Source organism: Herbaspirillum sp. 1173 (assembly GCF_031455335.1).
In the GTDB taxonomy this organism is placed as follows: domain Bacteria; phylum Pseudomonadota; class Gammaproteobacteria; order Burkholderiales; family Burkholderiaceae_D; genus Herbaspirillum; species Herbaspirillum huttiense.
The window spans coordinates 195,687-212,250 of the sequence record NZ_JAVDSP010000005.1 but is presented as its reverse complement, the minus strand read 5'-3'; the positions used below and the strand labels follow the sequence as shown (position 1 = coordinate 212,250).

Genomic DNA, 16,564 nt, shown 5'->3' with positions numbered 1-16,564 from the left:
CTCAGGCATTCAGGATTTCCATTCCGCCACTTCTTCCAGCGTGCGCCGTTCCGCATCCACCGCAAAGCGCAGCGCGCACACCCCGGCCAGCAGCGCCAGGCATGCGCCCAGCGCATAGCCCGCTGCCACTGCATGGCGGTCACCGCTGGCGATGAGCCAGCCCAGCAGGACCGGCGCCACGAATCCGCCGACGCCGGTACCGATGGCATAGAAAATCGAAATGGCCATGGCACGCATGCGCAACGGGAATACCTCGCTGGCCGTCAGGTAGGCCGAGCTGGCCGCCGCCGAGGCCACGAAGAATACTGCGCTCCAGCACAGCGCCAGTGAACGCGCATCCAGCATCCCGGCATTGAAGGCCCAGGCCGTGGCGGCCAATCCTGCACCGGAGAGCAGGTAAGTGGCCGCAATCATGCGGCGACGGCCGATGCTGTCGAACAGATGGCCCAACAGCAGCGGCCCGAGCACATTGCCCAGCGCAAACGGGAAGATGTAGAGCGCCACGCGATGGTCCGGCACCTGGAAGAAGCGCGTGAGCACCAGCGAGTAGGTAAAGAAGATGGCGTTGTAGACAAAGGCCTGGGCCACCATCATCAGGGCCACCATCACGCTGCGCTGGCGATAGCGATGCAGCAGCACGTGGGCGATCTCGCGCCAGGGCAGCATGCCGCTGCCTGCCGTACCACTCCGGGTCGATGCGCTCGCGGCGTGTTCCACGGCGGGCAGGGGGCCATGTTGCTGCTCGACCTCCGCTTCGATCCGGCGCACCACGTCTTCGGCTTCGGCGTGGCGGCCGTGCATGAGCAGCCAGCGCGGACTCTCCGGCACATGCCGCCGCACCAGCAGCACCGCCACCGCCAGCACGGCCCCGAGCAGGAAGCAGGCGCGCCAGCCCAGTGCCGCACCCATCACCTGCGGATCGAGGATCACCAGCGACAGCCCGGCACCCAGTGCCGCGCCGATCCAGAAACTGGCGTTGATGATGAGATTGACCCGTCCGCGCACGCGCGCCGGCACCAGCTCATCAATGGCGGAATTGATGGCCGCGTATTCGCCGCCGATGCCCAGGCCAGTCACGAAGCGGCACAGGGCGAGGAGCAGGAAATCCTGCGCAAAGGCGGTGGCCAGTGTCGCCGCCATGTACAGCATCAGTGTCAGCATGAAGAGCCGCTTGCGTCCCAGCCGGTCGGTGAGGCGGCCGAAGACCAGCGCGCCCAGTACGGTACCGGCGATGTAGAGCGAGCCGGTCCAGCCGACCTGCGCCGCATCGAGCGCCAGCGTATCGCTGCGCTCCAGCACGCTGCCCAGCGAGCCGACCAGGGTGACTTCCAGCCCGTCCAGCACCCAGGCCACGCCCAAGGCGATGACCACGCGCCAATGCCAGCGTGACCAGGGCAGGCGGTCGAGGCGGGCAGGGATGGTGGCGGATGGGGTGGCAATCATCGAGGGCTCCGTGTGCGAGACGAGGCGCACCGTGCAGCCTGCGCCTGAACGGCAGACCGCCCGCTGGCAGCGCGGGTTCCTGTGGATGAGCTTGGTCCCATGTGGCCGGGGGGGCCTCAGTCATTTCCTGATGGGCGTCAACCCATCCGCAAGCTACCATCGCCGTATTGCCATCAAACAACGAGGACGGGGAGGACATGGACTGGTTCGATACCATCATGCAGTACGCCATCTATGCCGCCCTGGCCATCTGTTCGGTCGGGCTGGTGGCAGCCATTGCATTGTTCATCGCGCTCGAACACCGCTGGCAGGACCGCGTGATGCAGGAGGTGGAAGATCTGTCCGCGCGCAGGCAATCCGAACATCTCGACAAGGATCTGCCCATCCATCCCTGGGAAGAACTGCGCAACCGCATCGGCGAGATGCAGATCGTGGCCGATGAGGCCGACCGTCCCAGTCCCTACAAGAACGTCGCCTGACGCTCTTCGTCTCGTCTCCTGCCTGCCAGGAGATGCCCGCACATTCCCTAACTTTCCCGCTTCTGCTGCCGGTACGCCAGCTGCGCCCGCGTGATGCCAAGCAGGCGTGCCGCCGCCGACAGGTTGCCGCCGGCCCGTTCGATGGCCTCGGCGATCAGGGTCTGCTCCAGCGCGGGCAGGGAGAGCGCATCACCTTCCTCCTTGCGGCCACCGCGCCATTGCTGCACCGTCTCCAGCAGGCTGCCTTCAGGCTGATGTGAAGTTTCCTTGCTGCGCTGGCCCTGGCGCCCGGCGAGCGTGCCGGTCTCGCCTTCCCCTTCGCCTTGCAGGGCCAGCGACAGCACCTCGTCATTGAGCGTCTCACCGCTGATGAACATATGCGGCAAATCCAGCGGATGCCCCTGCGCCAGGATCACGCCGCGCTCGATCAGGTTCTGCAACTCGCGGATGTTGCCGGGGAAGCTGTAGTTGAGCAGCGCCTGCACCGCACGCTGCGTGAACCCGCGTACCGCTATCCCGTGGCGTTGCCCGTAGAACTTGAGGAAGTGATTCATCAACAGCGGAATGTCGTCGCGCCGCTCGCGCAGCGGCGGCAGGTGGATCGGGAACACGTTGAGGCGGAAGAACAGGTCTTGCCGGAAGCGCCCCTCCCGTACCGCCACCGCCAGGTCCTCATTGGTCGCGGCCACCACCCGCACCTTGACCTTGAGCGGACGGGTCGAACCGACGCGCTCGAATTCACCCTCCTGCAGCACCCGCAGCAGCTTGCCTTGCGCCACCAGGCTCAAGGTCCCCACTTCATCAAGGAACAGCGTACCGCCGTCGGCCAGTTCGAAGCGGCCCGCGCGGGATTGCGTGGCCCCGGTATAGGCACCACGTTCGACGCCAAACAGTTCGGTCTCGATCAGCGTCTCGGGAATGGCGGCGCAATTGATGGCCACGAAGGGCTGGCGTTCGCGGCGGCCGATCTGGTGCAGCATGCGTGCAAAGCGTTCCTTGCCCACGCCCGACTCGCCCGTGAAGAGCACGGTCGCATCCGTCGGTGCCACCCGGTTCAGCAGATGGCAGGCGGCGTTGAAGGCCGAGGAAGTGCCTACCAGCGCGCGCGTCAGATCAGCCTCCATGGCTTCCGCCGCCTCGGCGCTGAGCCCGCTGTGGCTGGCGGCGGCGGCTTCGCCATCGGTGGCCAGCATGCCGCTGCCGACGAAGTCCTGGGCATTGAGGTAGCGCAGGTCGTCTTCGGCATCGCTCCACAGTTCGGCCGATTTGCCGATCACGCGGCAATGCGGCGTGCCCATGGCGCGGCATTCCACTTCGCGGAAGATCACCAGATGTCCCAGCAGCGTGCTCACGTAACCGATGGCATAGCCGATCTGCTGCCAGCACGAGGGCGCGGTGGCGACGCCGTAGGCGGCCAGGTGTTCATCGGCTTCGCTGGAGTTGTGCCACAGGAATTCGCCCTCGTAGCGGCCGCTGTCGGGGTCATAGCTGAAGCTGACCGGGATCACCTTCACCACCCCCTCCAGCGTATGCAGCCGGGTGCCGGCCATGAGGATGGTGGAGGGATCGGCCTCGGGCCAGCGTTCGCGCACCAGCTGCGCATCGCGCGCGCCGGAGATGTAGCCGGCGCGGGTCAGCAGGCCGCGCGCCTTGTCGATGCCGAGATTGTCGATCAGCTCGCGCCGCAGCGTCCCCATGCTGCGGCTGTGGATGAGCAGCATGCGCTGGTCATTGAGCCAGATGCGTCCGTCGCCGGGCGAGAAGAACAGGCATTCGCCCAGGTCCGCCAGGGTCGGATGGGCGTCCACGCTCCAGCGGTCGGTGCTGGCCGAACTCAACTGCACCGGGGCGGCGGCGCTGCCCTGGCTGCGTACCATCTCGGCAAGGGAAATACGCTGGGATGGCGGCATGGGCGAACTCCTGGCGGAAAGGGGCAAGCGGGACGGGCGAAGGCCCGGTTCATCAAATGATGAAATTCAGTGGGCTGATGGTTGGCGAATTTGCGCAAATGCGCAAGCTGCACTGCGTCAAGAACTCTGCTCCATCGCAGCAAAAATCTCTCCCTGAAACCTGCTCTGGCCTTCCCCGTCGCGGATGGATGAGCTTGCTGCGAAGCCGCATGGGATGGCGCGCAGCGCGGTGGCACAGGCTTTGCAGAATGGCTGCCGATCCGGATTCACCGGCCATTACAAAGGAGACCCGCATGTCCGCCCCATCCACCCCCTTGCTCGATCCTGCCCGCTGGCAACGCCACCTGTTCCGTGGCCGCTGGGAAGAAACCGCACACGGCACCACCGTCATCGAACCGGCCACCGGCGCACCGCTGACCGAGGTCGGTCTGGCCGGCGCGGATGACGTGGCCATCTCCGTCCAGGCCGCCGTGGCCGCCCAGGCGGAATGGCTGGCGGTGCCGCCGCGTGAGCGTGCCGAGATCTTCCGTCGCGCGGGCAACCTGTTCCAGCAGCACTTCGATGAGCTGGCGCGCATGGTGGCGCGCGAGACCGGCGGCGTGCTCTTCAAGGGCGAACATGAGGTGCGCGAAGCGATCACCCTGTGCCACCTCGCGGCCAGCATGCCGCTGCAGGCGCAGGGACAGTTGCTGCCCAGCGCGCCGGGTCGCCTGAGCATCGCCAAACGTGCGCCACTGGGCGTGATCGGGGTGATCTCGCCTTTCAATTTCCCGCTGATCCTGACCTTGCGCACGGTGGCGCCGGCGCTGGCGGCGGGCAATGCGGTGGTGGTCAAGCCGGATGTGCGCACGCCCGTGTCCGGTGGCTTCATGCTGGCGCGCATCTTTGAGGAAGCGGGTTTGCCGGCCGGTCTGCTGCACGTGCTGCCCGGTGGCGCGGAGGCCGGCGAGGCGCTGGTGACGGCACCGCAGGTGCCGATGATCGCTTTCACCGGTTCGCCCGCCGTGGGCCGCCGCATCGGCGAGCTGGCCGGACGCCATCTCAAGAAGGTCTCGCTGGAACTGGGCGGGGCCAATGCGCTGCTGATCCTCGACGATGCCGACCTCGACGTCGCCGCCAGCAACGCGGCCTGGGGCGCGTGGCTGCACCAGGGGCAGATCTGCATGGCAGCCAATCGCATCCTGGTCCATGCCTCGCAGGCAGCGGGTCTGCTGGAGCGCCTGGTGGACAAGGCGCGTCACCTGCCAGTGGGCGATGGGGCCAGCGGCCAGGTGGCGCTGGGCCCGCTGATCGATGCGCGCCAGCTGCAGCGCGTGCACGGACTGGTGCAGGACAGCGTGGCGGCCGGCGCACGCTTGCTGGCTGGAGGCTCCTATGAAGGTTTGTTCTATCAGCCGACGGTGCTGTCCGGCGTGCGGCCCGGCATGCGCGTATTTGATGAAGAAATCTTTGGTCCGGTGGCCAGCGTCATCACGGTGGATTCCGAGGAAGAAGCCATCACCCTGGCCAACCAGAACCAGGGCGGACTGGCCGCCGGCGTGATCTCCGGTTCGCTGGCCCGCGCCATGCGGGTGGCGGGTCGCTTGCGCCAGGGCATGGTCCACGTCAATGACCAGACCGTCAATGACGAGTGCGTGAACCCCTTCGGTGGTCCCGGCATTGCAGGCAACGGCACCAGCGTGGGCGGGCCGGCCGACTGGGAAGAGTACACGCAATGGAAGTGGATCACCGTCAAGGAGCAGGCCACGCCGTATCCCTTCTGACTCTATCGCATGCATGCCGCTGTAAAAAACCAAACGATATAAATCATTATTCAAGGAGACCAGCATGACACTGCAAGACAAGACCATCGTCGTCACCGGCGTTTCTTCCGGCATCGGTGCCGAGACCGCCCGGCTGCTGCGGGTCCAGGGTGCCCGCGTGATCGGGGTGGATCGCAATGCACCGATCATCAGCGTGGAGGGTTTCGTGCAGGCCGATCTCTCCACCGCCGATGCCATCCATGACGCCGCCGCGCAATTGCCCGAGAAGATCGATGGCCTGTGCAACATCGCCGGTGTGCCCGGCACGGCCCCGGCGGACTTGGTTGCACGCGTGAACTATCTCGGCTTGCGCCATCTCACCGAGCTGCTGATTCGCCGCATGCCGCCGGGCAGCGCCATCGTCAACGTGGCTTCCATCCTCGGTGCCGAATGGCCGCAGCGCCTGGACCAGCACAAGGCGCTGGCGCAGACCGCCGGTTTCGCGGCCGGGGCCGAGTGGCTGGCGCAGCATCCGGTGCCGCAGGAGCGCTGCTACCAGTATTTCAAGGAAGCGCTCATCGTCTGGAGCATGGCCCAGGCCCAGCCCTGGTTCCTGAAGCATTCGGTCCGCATGAACAGCGTTGCGCCGGGCCCGGTGCTCACGCCCATCCTGGGCGATTTCGTGACCATGCTCGGGCAGGACCGCGTGCAGAAGGATGCCCATCGCATGAAGCGTCCGGCCTATCCGGACGAGATCGCTGCAGCCATCGTCTGGCTGTGCGATGACGGCAGCCGCTGGATCAATGGCGTGAACCTGCCGGTCGATGGCGGACTGGCCTCGACCTATCTCTGAATCCGACGCACGGCAAGCGACCCATCCGATAACAATACAAGGAGACACCATGAGAGAGCACCGACAGCCCGCCCGCCGGCGCGCGGCGCGGCTGGCACTGAGCCTGAGCTTGCTGCCCGCGCTGGCCAGCGCCTACGACCAGCCCGCCGTCAACATGGGCGGGACCAGTTTCTTCGACGGCGCACCGCTGCCCGGCGGTCCCGGCTTTTACTTCGTCGAATACCTCACCTACACCAGGGCCACCAAACTGGTGGACAACAACGGCAACCGGCTGGGATTTCCTGCCACCCAGGACATCAGCGTATTCGCCCCCATCAGCCAGTTCATCTACGTGCCACCGGGGGCCAAATTCGGCAACAAGCAACTGGGCTTCCAGGTGCTGGTGCCGTGGGTGGCCAATGCCAAGGTGGACGATGGTGCCAACAATGCCATCCTTCGCGGCAATACCGGCATTGGCGATATCAGCGCCGGCGTGTCTGTGCAGTACGATCCCGTCATGGGGGCGCAAGGGCCGCTTTATTCGCAGCGGTTCGAACTGCAGTTCATCCTGCCGACCGGGGCCTATGACCGCAATGCCACCGTCAATCCGGGGAGCAATACCTGGTCCTTCGATCCCTATTGGGCCGGTACGCTGTGGGCCAGCCAGAACCTGAGTTTCAGCTGGCGTCTGCACTATCTCTGGAATGCCCGCAACAACTCGCCCAATGCGGCTTTCGGCAACAACGTCAGCTCCACGCAGGCGGGGCAGGCGGTGCATGCCAACTTCTCCGCCGAGTACGTGCTCAATCCGGCGCTGACCATCGGCGCGGCCGGCTACTGGCTGCAGCAGATCACCGATACCAAGGTCAACGGCAGCGATGTGGGCGGGCGGCGCGAGCGCGTGGTCGGACTGGGGCCGGCGGCCATGGTGAGGTTGTCCGAGCGCGACCTGCTGTTCTTCAACGTGTACCAGGAATTCGCCGTGCGCAACCGGGCCGAGAACAGCAAGTTCCAGATCCGCTACGACCATCACTTCTGATCCGGGCGCATTCGGCGCTGTCTTCAGCTGCGGCTCTGCCTGCTTTCCTACAGCAGGCAGAGCCGTTGTCCGCTTAACCGCCCGGTCCTCCGGCGTGATACTGCTCCCCGACAATGAAGGCACCCAAGGTGCCCGCGACAAGATGGGAGAACCGAATCATGCCAGCTACCGACCAATCCAGAACCGGCCAGCCTGCCCGCCAGCTTGAGCAAACTGGCGATCCGATGTGCAAGCGCTTGCGTAAAACGCTCGCGGGTGGACGTTTGCCGCCGGTGGTCCGTCCTCCGCGCCAGCTGCAGCCTGCAGTGCAGATGTCCTCGCAAACCAGCGCGCCCGAGGTGCGCGTACGCGCCGAGAGCGGCCCTGCGCGTCCGGTAGCGAAGCAGGTCCAGCACGAGGAATACACCCAGCCCCTGCGCGCGAACCAGCGCCAGTGGACCTGATGGCGCGGCTTTGTATCACTTTCGGACTATCGGCTCGATAGGCAATGGCGATTGTTCCAGAACCCGGAACACTCAATTCTTTCCAGCGTGGTTTTTCTCCTGAGCGCTCTTCCGTAGACTTCAGTCCATCGATGAACGACATCGCAACGCAAGAAACGATGCGGTTCTAGAGAGTGAGTGGCGTGAGCCGAACGACATCCCGGCCCCACGCATCACTGAACAGTAATCAACCCGACTGAAGTCCACTTAACGTAACGCATTCAAGGAGAAACATCATGTCCGCAAAGACCATCATCGCCGCCGTCCTGGCCCTGTCCGCTTCGTCCGTCGCTTTCGCTGAAGCCCAATACCCGGTTGACAAGCCTTTCGTCTCGCACACCACCCGCGCTGCCGTGAAGGCCGACCTGGCCCGCGCCCAGGCACAAGGCATCGCCAACCAGCCTGACTCGGTGTTCCCGGCCGTCAGCAACGCTGCTGCCAAGAGCGCCGTGCAAACCGCCGGCAGCGTTGCCGATTCGACCTACGCTGGTGCCTGATGCAGGGTGATCCGATGCGTGGACCGGCATGACCGGCCACGCATCGCGGTTCGCTGCATCGTCACTGGTGTGTAGCAGAACCCCCGGCACGTAAAACAAGAAAGAGGAATTCATCATGCTGCATCAACTGTTCTCGCGTAGTCTCTCCGTGTATCCACGGATCTACCTGCAATTTGCCGCTCTGGTCGGTTTGCTCATTGCCGCCGAGTTCAGCTTGAGCACCTTGTCCATGATGCTGACCCAGCGCGCCGTCTATCGCGTCTCGCAACGCGTGCGCCACCGCCGTGAATTGCAGCGCCGTGAACGCTGTGCCGATTCCGGCGGCAATTGCTGTGCCTGAGCCTGGCTCAAGAATTTCGACATGAAAAAAGCGGCGCACCCACTGTGGGTGCGCCGCTTTGGTTTTTGGCGCCGATGCCGGGAACGGTGTGGGGGCTGAGGGCCGTTGTGAATGGATGGCTCCTGGACATTCGCTCAGTGTGATTCGTCCCAATGCGGAGGCGGCCGCATTGACGAAGGGCTCCATATTCAAGAATCGAGCAACTTTTCAATATCGATCCCCGCGAATGGCAATTCCGGCTCTGCGAACTGCCGGAGAATCGTCAGGTGCACATTGGCATTCACCTTGACTACATTTTCGAGGCGAATTTTTCCTCCCAATACGATAGCGGGCTCGAATCCATAGATTTCGTGCGGCTCAAGCGGACCTAGTTTGGCTCTGGCGCACCCTAGTCAGCGGCTTCTGCCCTGAATTCCGACTTCCAGGCGGCGTGTAAGCCTGGTTCCAGCTTGCTCCAATTGACTTGTTCACGTCAGCGCGGCCAATATTCGCAGTCTTGTGTTGCATCCAACCTCCGGCGACCATGTCTGGCTCATGTAAAGCGGCTAATTTCTCCATCAGTTCTTTTGCACGAGTTCCGGCCCTTGTTTTCGCTTCGGTTGGGTGCATGCCGTCGTCACGCAGGCTGTTGCCAATACTCTGCGACATTTGTTCAAGGAGTCCTTTCCGATGGCTTTCTTGCGCCGCGCTGGCTGCCGGATTGCGCTTCATTTTCTTAAACGCATCCCTGGCCATCGCGTATTCGCTAGCTGTCAGACTATTGATCGCCTCCTCTTGACGTCTAAGTTGCTCCGCCATTTCTTTCAGAAACGCCTTCTGTTCCTCCTTGCTCATCCGCATGAATTGTTTCTTGTCATAGGGATGGAAGCAAGGCACTTTAAACGGTCGGGCCTTGACGGTGACATCCTTCTTTGGGTCCTTGGGCTTTGGGGGCCCAGGTGCAGTTTCTCTGGCGAGCTTGGCTTCGCGGGCAGCTCTGGAAGCTTCCTCTGTTTCCTTTGCCGACTTGGCTGCTTTGGCGAGTTCTTCTGCCTCATGCGCACCTTTGCCAACCCGGGATGCCGTTCCTGCACCCTTTGCCATACCAACTGCGCGTTTGGCGACCTTGCCAACGCTGGTGACCACCTTGCCACCCGGGATCATGCTCGCCGCAGCGATCCCCGCTTCAACGTAGTCGCCCTCGGCGGTATAGATGGCCGCATCAATCGCACCCGTGATGACCGACAAGCCTGGAACGAAACTGGCCACGCCCAGCACGCCGTGCACCCAAGGACTCGACTTCTGCCAAAACGTTTTCTCGGCCGCAGTCTCTGCCTTGATGGCTGCGTTGGCGCCGCCACCGTGAGGCTCGATGTGCGTGAACGACCTGTCAGCCTGTTCGAGGATGACGCCTTTGGTCGTCATGACACTGCATCCCGCGTCTTATCGACCGGGTCGCAGGGCAAGTCGTTGAATTCAAGCCAGGCCTGATCAGCCAAGCGCGCAAGAGCGAGCGCAAAGTCGCGTCGCAACCGCTCGCTGGCGTCAAGCTGATTGACTAACGGTTCATTTTGGGAGACTGGGTGATACGGAAAAGCCCGCCGCAGAAGGCGGGCGTAGAGATAGTCCGGAAGCCGCTGTTCCAGACCCGGGGATGCTTTGGGCATGCGAAGATCCTGTGCTCATCAAGTATCCCTCCCTGATGCAACACTGGCCCGCATTGTAATGTTTCCATGTGGAAACTTGCAACTTCCGGATGACGGCTGCAGCTACGAAATGCTGAAGATGCGACCAAGGGGCAGCCTGCCCGGCAATGGTCCTGGCCCAGCCTGTATCAGCTGGCACCCCAGGCAAAGATTCAACTTGAAACAAAGGCCCTGGGCCGGCGCGAAACCGGACCCGGGCCTCCAAGGAGCAAGGTCACTGCCCAACGTTATATGACTAGTTCATCCGGTGTGCGCCGCTTTCCTTCGTACTGGCCGATCACATTGCCGCTTGCCATTCTCAAAGCCCGCGCTCCAGCAACTGCAACTCTTCACGAAAGGCGGGCTTCAGGCGATACAGCTGCGCCGGACGATGCGCCCCGCTCTCGAACTGTCCGTCCACCGGATCGAGCATGTCCATCTCGGTCATCTTGCGGCGGAAACTCACCTTGTTGATGCTCTCGCCCATCAGCACTTCATAGACCCGCTGCAACTGCGGCAAGGTAAAGACATCGCCCAGCAGATGGCAGGGCAGCGACGAATACTGGCTCTTGCTGCGCAGGCGCGAGACGGCGGTGCCGATGATGTCGCCATGGTCGAAGGGCAGCGGCGGCAGGCGGTCCACGCTGTGCAGGCGGACCTCGTCCCGCTCGGCCTGGGCGATGGTGGTGGCCGGTACCAGCGCGTAATACGCGATCGAGATCGACCAGCCGCGCGGATCACGCGCCGCACCGGAGAAGGTGGCCAGTTGTTCCAGGTAGGGCGCGGCGATGCCGGTCTTGTCCAGCAGCACGCGGCGCGCGGCATCGCGCGCATCGACGTCAGTGCGCGCATGAATGTAGCCGCCGGGCAGCGCCGCCACCCCCTTGAAGGGCGCATGTTCGCGCTTGAGCAGCGCCACTTCCAGCCCCTCGGCCGTGAGCGTGAGCAACGCCACATCCACTGTGCAGATCACCGGATCCATTTTTCTCCTCGCCTTGTCCAAGTCCGGGAAGTCTAAAGGTACTTAGTGTCATTGTGAATCTATTTGTTGCAATTCGGATCACGGATGACCTGTAAGCCCTATTTGGAGAGCTAATCCAGAAAATTTACGAAGCCTATGTTAGTTGCAAAATTAAATTAAGTGGTCTACACTGGCCTTACCGTAACCCGACGCACTCCGAAAGGTGGACACCATGAAGCGCTCCCTGCATCTCCTCGTGATCGATCCGCAAAACGATTTCTGCGACCTGCCGACGGACTGGCTGCCGGTGGACCCGGTTACCGGCGGGGTACTGCAACCAGCGCTGCCGGTGGCGGGCAGCCATGCCGACCTGCAGCGCGTGGCGCGTCTGATCGACCAGGGCGGTACCGGCCTGTCGGCCATCAGCATCACCCTCGACGCCCACCACAGGCTGGACATCGCCCATCCCACGTTCTGGCAGCAAGCTGATGGCGCGGCGGTCACGCCTTTCACCCAGATCGAGGCCGCGCAGGTCCGTGCCGGCGCTTACCTGCCACGTGATCCGCAAGCATTGCCGCGCGCACTGGCCTATCTCGATGCCCTGGAAACCGCCGGACGCTATCGCCTCATGGTCTGGCCGGTGCACTGCGAGATCGGCAGCTGGGGCGGGGCGGTCCACGCCGATGTGCGCGCCGCCTACAACCGCTGGGAAGAACGCACGCTGGGCGTGGTCACCAAGCTGGGCAAGGGCAGCAACCCGTGGACCGAGCACTATTCCGCAGTGATGGCCGAAGTGCCGGATGACGACGATCCGGCCACCCAGCTCAACCGTGGCTTCATCGCCACCCTGGCGCAGGCCGATACCGTCTACATCACCGGCGAGGCGGGCAGCCACTGCGTGCGCGCCACCACCGAGCACATCGCCGCCAACCTCGACGCCGCCGGCCGTGCCCGGCTGGTGCTGGTGACCGATTGCATGAGTCCGGTGGCCGGCTTCGAGGCGCAGTACCAGGATTTCCTGGCGGCCATGTCACAGGCCGGCGTGCGCCTGGCCACTTCGGAGCAGGTGCTGCAGGAACTGCAAGCCAACGCCTGACCCATCCACGTTGAAAGGAGTGCCCCATCATGGCACCCGTCGTTCGTAGTTTGCTGGAAACCGATCTCTACAAGTTCACCATGTGGCAGGCCCTGCTGCACAGCCATCCCGGTGCCCTGGCCGAATACACCTTCGTGTGCCGCAACCAGCCGCAATTCCCGCTGGCCGAATTGAAAGACGAGGTGGAGCGCGAGCTGGATCACCTGTGCAGCCTGCGCTTCAGCAGTGATGAACTGGCCTATCTGGCGCAGCTGCGCTACATGAAGAGCGACTTCATCGACTTCCTCGCGCTGTTCCGCTTCCAACGCAAGTTCATCGAGGTCAGCACCGAGGGCGAGCGCCTGTGCATCGTCGCGCGCGGTCCGCAGGTGCATGTCATGGGCTTCGAAATCTTCGTGCTCTACATCGTCAACGAACTCTATTTCCGCCGGATCGGCACGGCAGCGGCCGGGGAAGAAGCGCGCCGCCGTCTGGAGGAGAAGGTTGCTCTGCTGCACGCCTTCGCCGCTGAAGCGCCAGGCCGTCATCCCTTCGAGTTCTTCGACTTCGGCGTGCGCCGCCGCTACAGCGGAGCGTGGCAGGAGGAAGTGGTGGCCACGCTGGCGCGCGAGGTTCCGCAATATTTCAAGGGAACCTCCAACGTCTGGCTCGCCAAAAAATATCAGCTGGTGCCCATCGGCACCATGGCCCACGAATACCTGCAGTCCTACCAATCCTTCGGCGTGCGGCTGCGTGATTTCCAGAAGGCCGCACTGGAAGACTGGGTGCAGGAATACCGCGGCGACCTGGGCGTGGCCCTGACCGACGTGGTCGGCATGGATGCCTTCCTGGCGGACTTCGACCTGTATTTCGCCAAGCTCTTCGACGGCCTGCGGCACGACTCGGGCGATCCCTTCGAATGGGGCGAGAAGGCGCTGGCGCACTATCGCAAGCTGCGCCTGGATGCCAACACCAAGCGCCTGGTGTTCTCCGATGGACTGGACCTGCCGCAGGCGCTGCGCCTGTATCGTCATTTTTCCGACCGTGCCATGACCGGTTTCGGCATCGGCACCAACCTCAGCAACGACACCGGCATCGCGCCGCTGAACATCGTCATGAAGCTGTCGTCCTGCAATGGCCAGGCCGTGGCCAAGCTGTCCGATTCGCCGGGCAAGACTTTGTGCAAGGATGAAACTTTCCTGGCCTACCTGCGCCAGCTGTTCGGCATCGCTGCGCCGGCCACCCCTGCCTGAGCCGCTGCGGCGGCAGAAAGGATGCATCATGCTTCGCATCGCCATCGCCCAATGCAACCCCACCATCGGTGACTTCTCCGGCAATCTGGCGCTTCACCTCGATGGCCTGCAGCGCGCCGCCGGGGCCGGTGCCGACCTGGTGGTCTTTCCTGAACTCTCGGTCTGCGGCTACTACCCCGGCGATTTGCTGGAAGAAGCCCGCTTCCTGGCGCAGGCCGAGCAGACTTTGCAATCGGTCATCGACGCCACCCGCAGCCTGCCCGGACTGACGGCCGTGATCGGCGCGCCGCGCCGCAATCCCGGCCCCGGCAAGCCGCTCTTCAATGCCCTGCTGGCGGTGCGCGAGGGTGTCATCGTGGCCGAGTATCACAAGCAGTTGCTGCCGGTGTATGGCGTCTTCGATGATGGCCGCCATTTCGAGGCGGGTCCGGAGACGGCCTGCGTGTTGCCGGTCAAGGGCATGCGGGTCGGCTTCCTGATCTGCGAGGATGGCTGGAACGACGATCTGCGCAGCTATCGCGTCAATCCCTTCGAGAAGCTGGCCCAGGCCGATGCGCAACTGGTGGTCTCCATCAATGCCAGCCCGTCGGACGTCGGCAAGCGCAGCCAGCGCCACGCCCTGTTCCAGGCCGCCTGCCTGCGCCGCCAGATGGCGCTGCTCTACGTCAACCAGGTCGGCGGGCAGGACCAACTGGTCTATGACGGCGGCTCCTTCGCCATGTCGCCGCTGCAGGGACTGGCCTTCGAGGCGGCGCGCCTGGCCGAGGATTTCCAGGTCATCGCCTTCGAGAGCGGGCGCTTCCTGCGCAGCGATGGTGTGGGCGAACCGGTCCGCGCAGACCAGACCCTGGCCACGCCCGAATTCCAGCGCCGCCAGATCCTGCTGGGCCTGCGCGACTATGCGCGCCGCTGCGGCTTCGGCAAGGTGGTGGTCGGTTGTTCCGGTGGCATCGATTCGGCGCTCACCATCGCGCTGGCCGTGGAGGTGCTGGGGGCGCAGAACGTGGTGGCGGTGACCATGCCGTCGATGTTCTCCAGCACCGGTTCGGTCGATGATTCCGAAACGCTGTGCCAGGCGCTGGGCGTGACGCTGTTCCGCCATCCCATTTCCGATCTGGTGCGCGAGTTCGAGGACGGTTTTGCCAAGGCCTTCGGCGCACCCCTGCGCGGGCTGCCGCTGGAAAACCTGCAAGCCCGCGTGCGCGGTGCCATCCTCATGGAGTATTCCAACGGCTATGACGCGCTGCTGCTGACCACCGGCAACAAGAGCGAGATCTCGGTCGGCTACTGCACGCTGTATGGCGACACCAACGGCGGCCTGGGGCTGATCGGCGATCTCTACAAGACCGAGGTCTATGCCCTGGCGCGCCACCTCAATGCGCAGGCCGGCCGCGAGATCATCCCCGCGGCCATCATCGGCAAGGCCCCCTCGGCCGAACTGGCCCCGGACCAGCGCGATACCGACAGCCTGCCGCCTTACGAGGTGCTGGACGAGATTCTCAAGTGGCACATCGAAGGCAGCCGCCTTCCTGCCGATGAAGCCCTTGCGGCAAGCCGCGCAGTCGAACAGCTCAGCGGAACCGAAACCGGGGCAGCACTGGTCGAACGCATCTGCCGCATGGTGGCGCGCAACGAATACAAGCGCCGCCAGTCGCCGCCAGTGATCCGGGTGCGCGCCCGGGCCTTCGGCAGCGGAAGGCAGATTCCGATCGCAGTGCGCTATTGAGGCGCTGGCCGTCATCCGTCATTCAGGTGAACGGCCGTTCGACCCTGTTGATAAAAATTAAGGAAAGCGCATGCCCGTCCTGACTCCGCAATACGATGCCGCCGTGGTGATCGGCCGCTTCCAGCCCGTGCACAACGGCCACCTGCACCTGCTGCATCACGCGCTGGAGCGCGCGGCCACGGTGATCGTGGTGCTGGGTTCGGCCTTCCACGCCCGTAACACCAAGAACCCCTTCACTTGGGAAGAGCGCGCCGCCATGATCGCCGGTGCCATGCCGCCGGGCCAGCGCGAACGCCTGCGCTTCGTCGCTACCCGCGATTACTACGACGATCGCCGCTGGTCCGCCGAAGTGCGCCGCCTGGTCGCGGCCGAGACCGATCCCCAGGCAAGGGTGCTGCTGGTCGGGCACTTCAAGGATGCCTCCAGCTACTACCTGCGCCACTTCCCGCAATGGCAGCTGGAAGCCCTGCCGCGCGCGGGTGATATCGATGCCACCGACATTCGCAATGTCTGGTTCGAGGCCGAGGACCTGGAAGTCAGCCTCGACGTTCTCGACACGATGGTGCCGCCCAGCGTGCGCCACTACCTGCGCGCCTGGTCACTGCTGCCGCATTACGCCGCCCTGGTGGAAGAATATCGCCAGTTGCGCAAGTATCAAGCGGCCTGGGCTGCGGCACCTTATCCGCCGGTCTTCACGACAGTGGATGCCGTGATCCGCGCGGCGGACCACGTGCTGCTGGTGCAGCGCAAGGGCTTTCCGGGGCGTGGCCTGTGGGCCATCCCCGGCGGTTTCCTGGACCAGCGCGAGCGCCTGATGCAGGCCGCCCTGCGCGAACTGGCCGAGGAAACCAACCTGGCCGTGCTGGATGTGACGCTGGAAGAGGCCCTGGTGGACGTCAAGATTTTCGATCACCCCGACCGCAGTGCGCGTGGCCGCACCATCACTCATGCTTACTACTTTGACCTGCGGCTGGAACAACTGCCCGAGGTCGAGGCCGCCGATGATGCGGCCCAGGCGGTGTGGACACCGATTGCGCAACTGGCGGCGATGGAAGCGAGCTTCTTCGACGATCACTTCCATATCCTCGATACCTTCCTCAACCTCACCGGCAGCGAGTGAG

Annotated in this window: 17 protein-coding genes; 11 read left to right on the top strand and 6 right to left on the bottom strand. The window is 64.0% G+C overall.

The features are described 5' to 3' along the window. Positions 1-9 precede the first annotated feature (9 nt). Positions 10-1,443 (bottom strand): MFS transporter, encoded by a 1,434-nt coding sequence (locus J2X56_RS17715; protein ID WP_166675513.1) that lies wholly within the window; start codon positions 1,441-1,443, stop codon positions 10-12. A 197-nt stretch (positions 1,444-1,640) separates the two neighbouring features. Here J2X56_RS17715 and J2X56_RS17710 point away from each other — a divergent pair, with 197 nt between their 5' ends. Continuing rightward, positions 1,641-1,922, top strand: coding sequence for a hypothetical protein (locus J2X56_RS17710; protein ID WP_121041139.1), 282 nt, complete (start codon positions 1,641-1,643; stop codon positions 1,920-1,922). A gap of 47 nt (positions 1,923-1,969) precedes the next feature. Here the strand turns inward: J2X56_RS17710 and J2X56_RS17705 are convergent, their stop codons facing one another. Next, positions 1,970-3,832: a sigma-54-dependent Fis family transcriptional regulator gene (locus J2X56_RS17705; protein WP_134134143.1), complete on the bottom strand. Its 1,863-nt coding sequence runs from the start codon at positions 3,830-3,832 to the stop codon at positions 1,970-1,972. A 293-nt stretch (positions 3,833-4,125) separates the two neighbouring features. Between J2X56_RS17705 and J2X56_RS17700 the strand changes: the two genes are divergently transcribed. From J2X56_RS17700 to J2X56_RS17675, 6 genes are all read left to right on the top strand, one after another. Further along, the gene (locus J2X56_RS17700) at positions 4,126-5,595 is read left to right on the top strand and encodes a benzaldehyde dehydrogenase (RefSeq protein ID WP_310161325.1); all 1,470 of its coding nucleotides are present in this window, start codon (positions 4,126-4,128) and stop codon (positions 5,593-5,595) included. A gap of 64 nt (positions 5,596-5,659) precedes the next feature. Beyond that, complete coding sequence (locus tag J2X56_RS17695; protein ID WP_121041133.1) at positions 5,660-6,427, top strand: coniferyl-alcohol dehydrogenase; 768 nt, start codon at positions 5,660-5,662, stop codon at positions 6,425-6,427. Positions 6,428-6,476: 49 nt separating this feature from the next. Further along, entirely contained in the window at positions 6,477-7,445 is a 969-nt protein-coding gene (locus tag J2X56_RS17690; protein WP_310161321.1) for a transporter, read from the top strand. Positions 7,446-7,603: 158 nt separating this feature from the next. Further along, positions 7,604-7,888 (top strand): hypothetical protein, encoded by a 285-nt coding sequence (locus tag J2X56_RS17685; RefSeq protein WP_209569494.1) that lies wholly within the window; start codon positions 7,604-7,606, stop codon positions 7,886-7,888. 275 nt (positions 7,889-8,163) lie between these two features. Continuing rightward, the gene (locus J2X56_RS17680; protein WP_034333171.1) at positions 8,164-8,424 is read left to right on the top strand and encodes a DUF4148 domain-containing protein; all 261 of its coding nucleotides are present in this window, start codon (positions 8,164-8,166) and stop codon (positions 8,422-8,424) included. Between the two features lie 115 nt (positions 8,425-8,539). Then, complete coding sequence (locus tag J2X56_RS17675) at positions 8,540-8,764, top strand: hypothetical protein (protein WP_121041128.1); 225 nt, start codon at positions 8,540-8,542, stop codon at positions 8,762-8,764. 188 nt (positions 8,765-8,952) lie between these two features. On the opposite strand, the gene J2X56_RS17670 is transcribed toward J2X56_RS17675, so the two are convergent. The 4 genes from J2X56_RS17670 to J2X56_RS17655 all read right to left on the bottom strand — a co-directional run bounded on the left by J2X56_RS17670 (position 8,953) and on the right by J2X56_RS17655 (position 11,410). After that, positions 8,953-9,090 (bottom strand): T6SS immunity protein Tdi1 domain-containing protein, encoded by a 138-nt coding sequence (locus tag J2X56_RS17670; RefSeq protein ID WP_310161582.1) that lies wholly within the window; start codon positions 9,088-9,090, stop codon positions 8,953-8,955. A 31-nt stretch (positions 9,091-9,121) separates the two neighbouring features. Beyond that, positions 9,122-10,168, bottom strand: coding sequence for a polymorphic toxin type 15 domain-containing protein (locus tag J2X56_RS17665; RefSeq protein WP_310161316.1), 1,047 nt, complete (start codon positions 10,166-10,168; stop codon positions 9,122-9,124). After that, positions 10,165-10,410, bottom strand: coding sequence for a hypothetical protein (locus J2X56_RS17660; RefSeq protein ID WP_134223838.1), 246 nt, complete (start codon positions 10,408-10,410; stop codon positions 10,165-10,167). The genes J2X56_RS17665 and J2X56_RS17660 overlap by 4 nt, the downstream gene beginning before the upstream one ends. 337 nt (positions 10,411-10,747) lie before the next feature. Continuing rightward, positions 10,748-11,410, bottom strand: a complete 663-nt coding sequence (locus tag J2X56_RS17655) for an NrtR DNA-binding winged helix domain-containing protein (protein WP_121041121.1) — start codon at positions 11,408-11,410, stop codon at positions 10,748-10,750. 211 nt (positions 11,411-11,621) lie between these two features. Between J2X56_RS17655 and J2X56_RS17650 the strand changes: the two genes are divergently transcribed. From J2X56_RS17650 to J2X56_RS17635, 4 genes are all read left to right on the top strand, one after another. Beyond that, positions 11,622-12,485: a cysteine hydrolase gene (locus J2X56_RS17650; protein WP_204726825.1), complete on the top strand. Its 864-nt coding sequence runs from the start codon at positions 11,622-11,624 to the stop codon at positions 12,483-12,485. Between the two features lie 29 nt (positions 12,486-12,514). Then, the gene (pncB, locus tag J2X56_RS17645) at positions 12,515-13,717 is read left to right on the top strand and encodes a nicotinate phosphoribosyltransferase (RefSeq protein ID WP_121041117.1); all 1,203 of its coding nucleotides are present in this window, start codon (positions 12,515-12,517) and stop codon (positions 13,715-13,717) included. Between the two features lie 28 nt (positions 13,718-13,745). Beyond that, on the top strand, positions 13,746-15,443 hold the full coding sequence (locus J2X56_RS17640; protein ID WP_310161308.1) for an NAD+ synthase: 1,698 nt from the start codon (positions 13,746-13,748) through the stop codon (positions 15,441-15,443). Positions 15,444-15,513: 70 nt separating this feature from the next. Continuing rightward, positions 15,514-16,563 (top strand): bifunctional nicotinamide-nucleotide adenylyltransferase/Nudix hydroxylase, encoded by a 1,050-nt coding sequence (locus J2X56_RS17635; protein WP_310161305.1) that lies wholly within the window; start codon positions 15,514-15,516, stop codon positions 16,561-16,563. Position 16,564: the final 1 nt, after the last annotated feature.

Bases quoted from the DNA above. Each gene is read 5' to 3' on its own strand.
- pncB (WP_121041117.1), top strand. From the start codon at position 12,515: ATGGCACCCGTCGTTCGTAGTTTGCTGGAAACCGATCTCTACAAGTTC.
- J2X56_RS17690 (WP_310161321.1), top strand. From the start codon at position 6,477: ATGAGAGAGCACCGACAGCCCGCCCGCCGGCGCGCGGCGCGGCTGGCA.
- J2X56_RS17635 (WP_310161305.1), top strand. From the start codon at position 15,514: ATGCCCGTCCTGACTCCGCAATACGATGCCGCCGTGGTGATCGGCCGC.
- J2X56_RS17705 (WP_134134143.1), bottom strand. From the start codon at position 3,832: ATGCCGCCATCCCAGCGTATTTCCCTTGCCGAGATGGTACGCAGCCAG.
- J2X56_RS17710 (WP_121041139.1), top strand. From the start codon at position 1,641: ATGGACTGGTTCGATACCATCATGCAGTACGCCATCTATGCCGCCCTG.
- J2X56_RS17655 (WP_121041121.1), bottom strand. From the start codon at position 11,410: ATGGATCCGGTGATCTGCACAGTGGATGTGGCGTTGCTCACGCTCACG.
- J2X56_RS17650 (WP_204726825.1), top strand. From the start codon at position 11,622: ATGAAGCGCTCCCTGCATCTCCTCGTGATCGATCCGCAAAACGATTTC.
- J2X56_RS17700 (WP_310161325.1), top strand. From the start codon at position 4,126: ATGTCCGCCCCATCCACCCCCTTGCTCGATCCTGCCCGCTGGCAACGC.
- J2X56_RS17685 (WP_209569494.1), top strand. From the start codon at position 7,604: ATGCCAGCTACCGACCAATCCAGAACCGGCCAGCCTGCCCGCCAGCTT.
- J2X56_RS17715 (WP_166675513.1), bottom strand. From the start codon at position 1,443: ATGATTGCCACCCCATCCGCCACCATCCCTGCCCGCCTCGACCGCCTG.
- J2X56_RS17675 (WP_121041128.1), top strand. From the start codon at position 8,540: ATGCTGCATCAACTGTTCTCGCGTAGTCTCTCCGTGTATCCACGGATC.
- J2X56_RS17680 (WP_034333171.1), top strand. From the start codon at position 8,164: ATGTCCGCAAAGACCATCATCGCCGCCGTCCTGGCCCTGTCCGCTTCG.
- J2X56_RS17660 (WP_134223838.1), bottom strand. From the start codon at position 10,410: ATGCCCAAAGCATCCCCGGGTCTGGAACAGCGGCTTCCGGACTATCTC.
- J2X56_RS17640 (WP_310161308.1), top strand. From the start codon at position 13,746: ATGCTTCGCATCGCCATCGCCCAATGCAACCCCACCATCGGTGACTTC.
- J2X56_RS17665 (WP_310161316.1), bottom strand. From the start codon at position 10,168: ATGACGACCAAAGGCGTCATCCTCGAACAGGCTGACAGGTCGTTCACG.
- J2X56_RS17695 (WP_121041133.1), top strand. From the start codon at position 5,660: ATGACACTGCAAGACAAGACCATCGTCGTCACCGGCGTTTCTTCCGGC.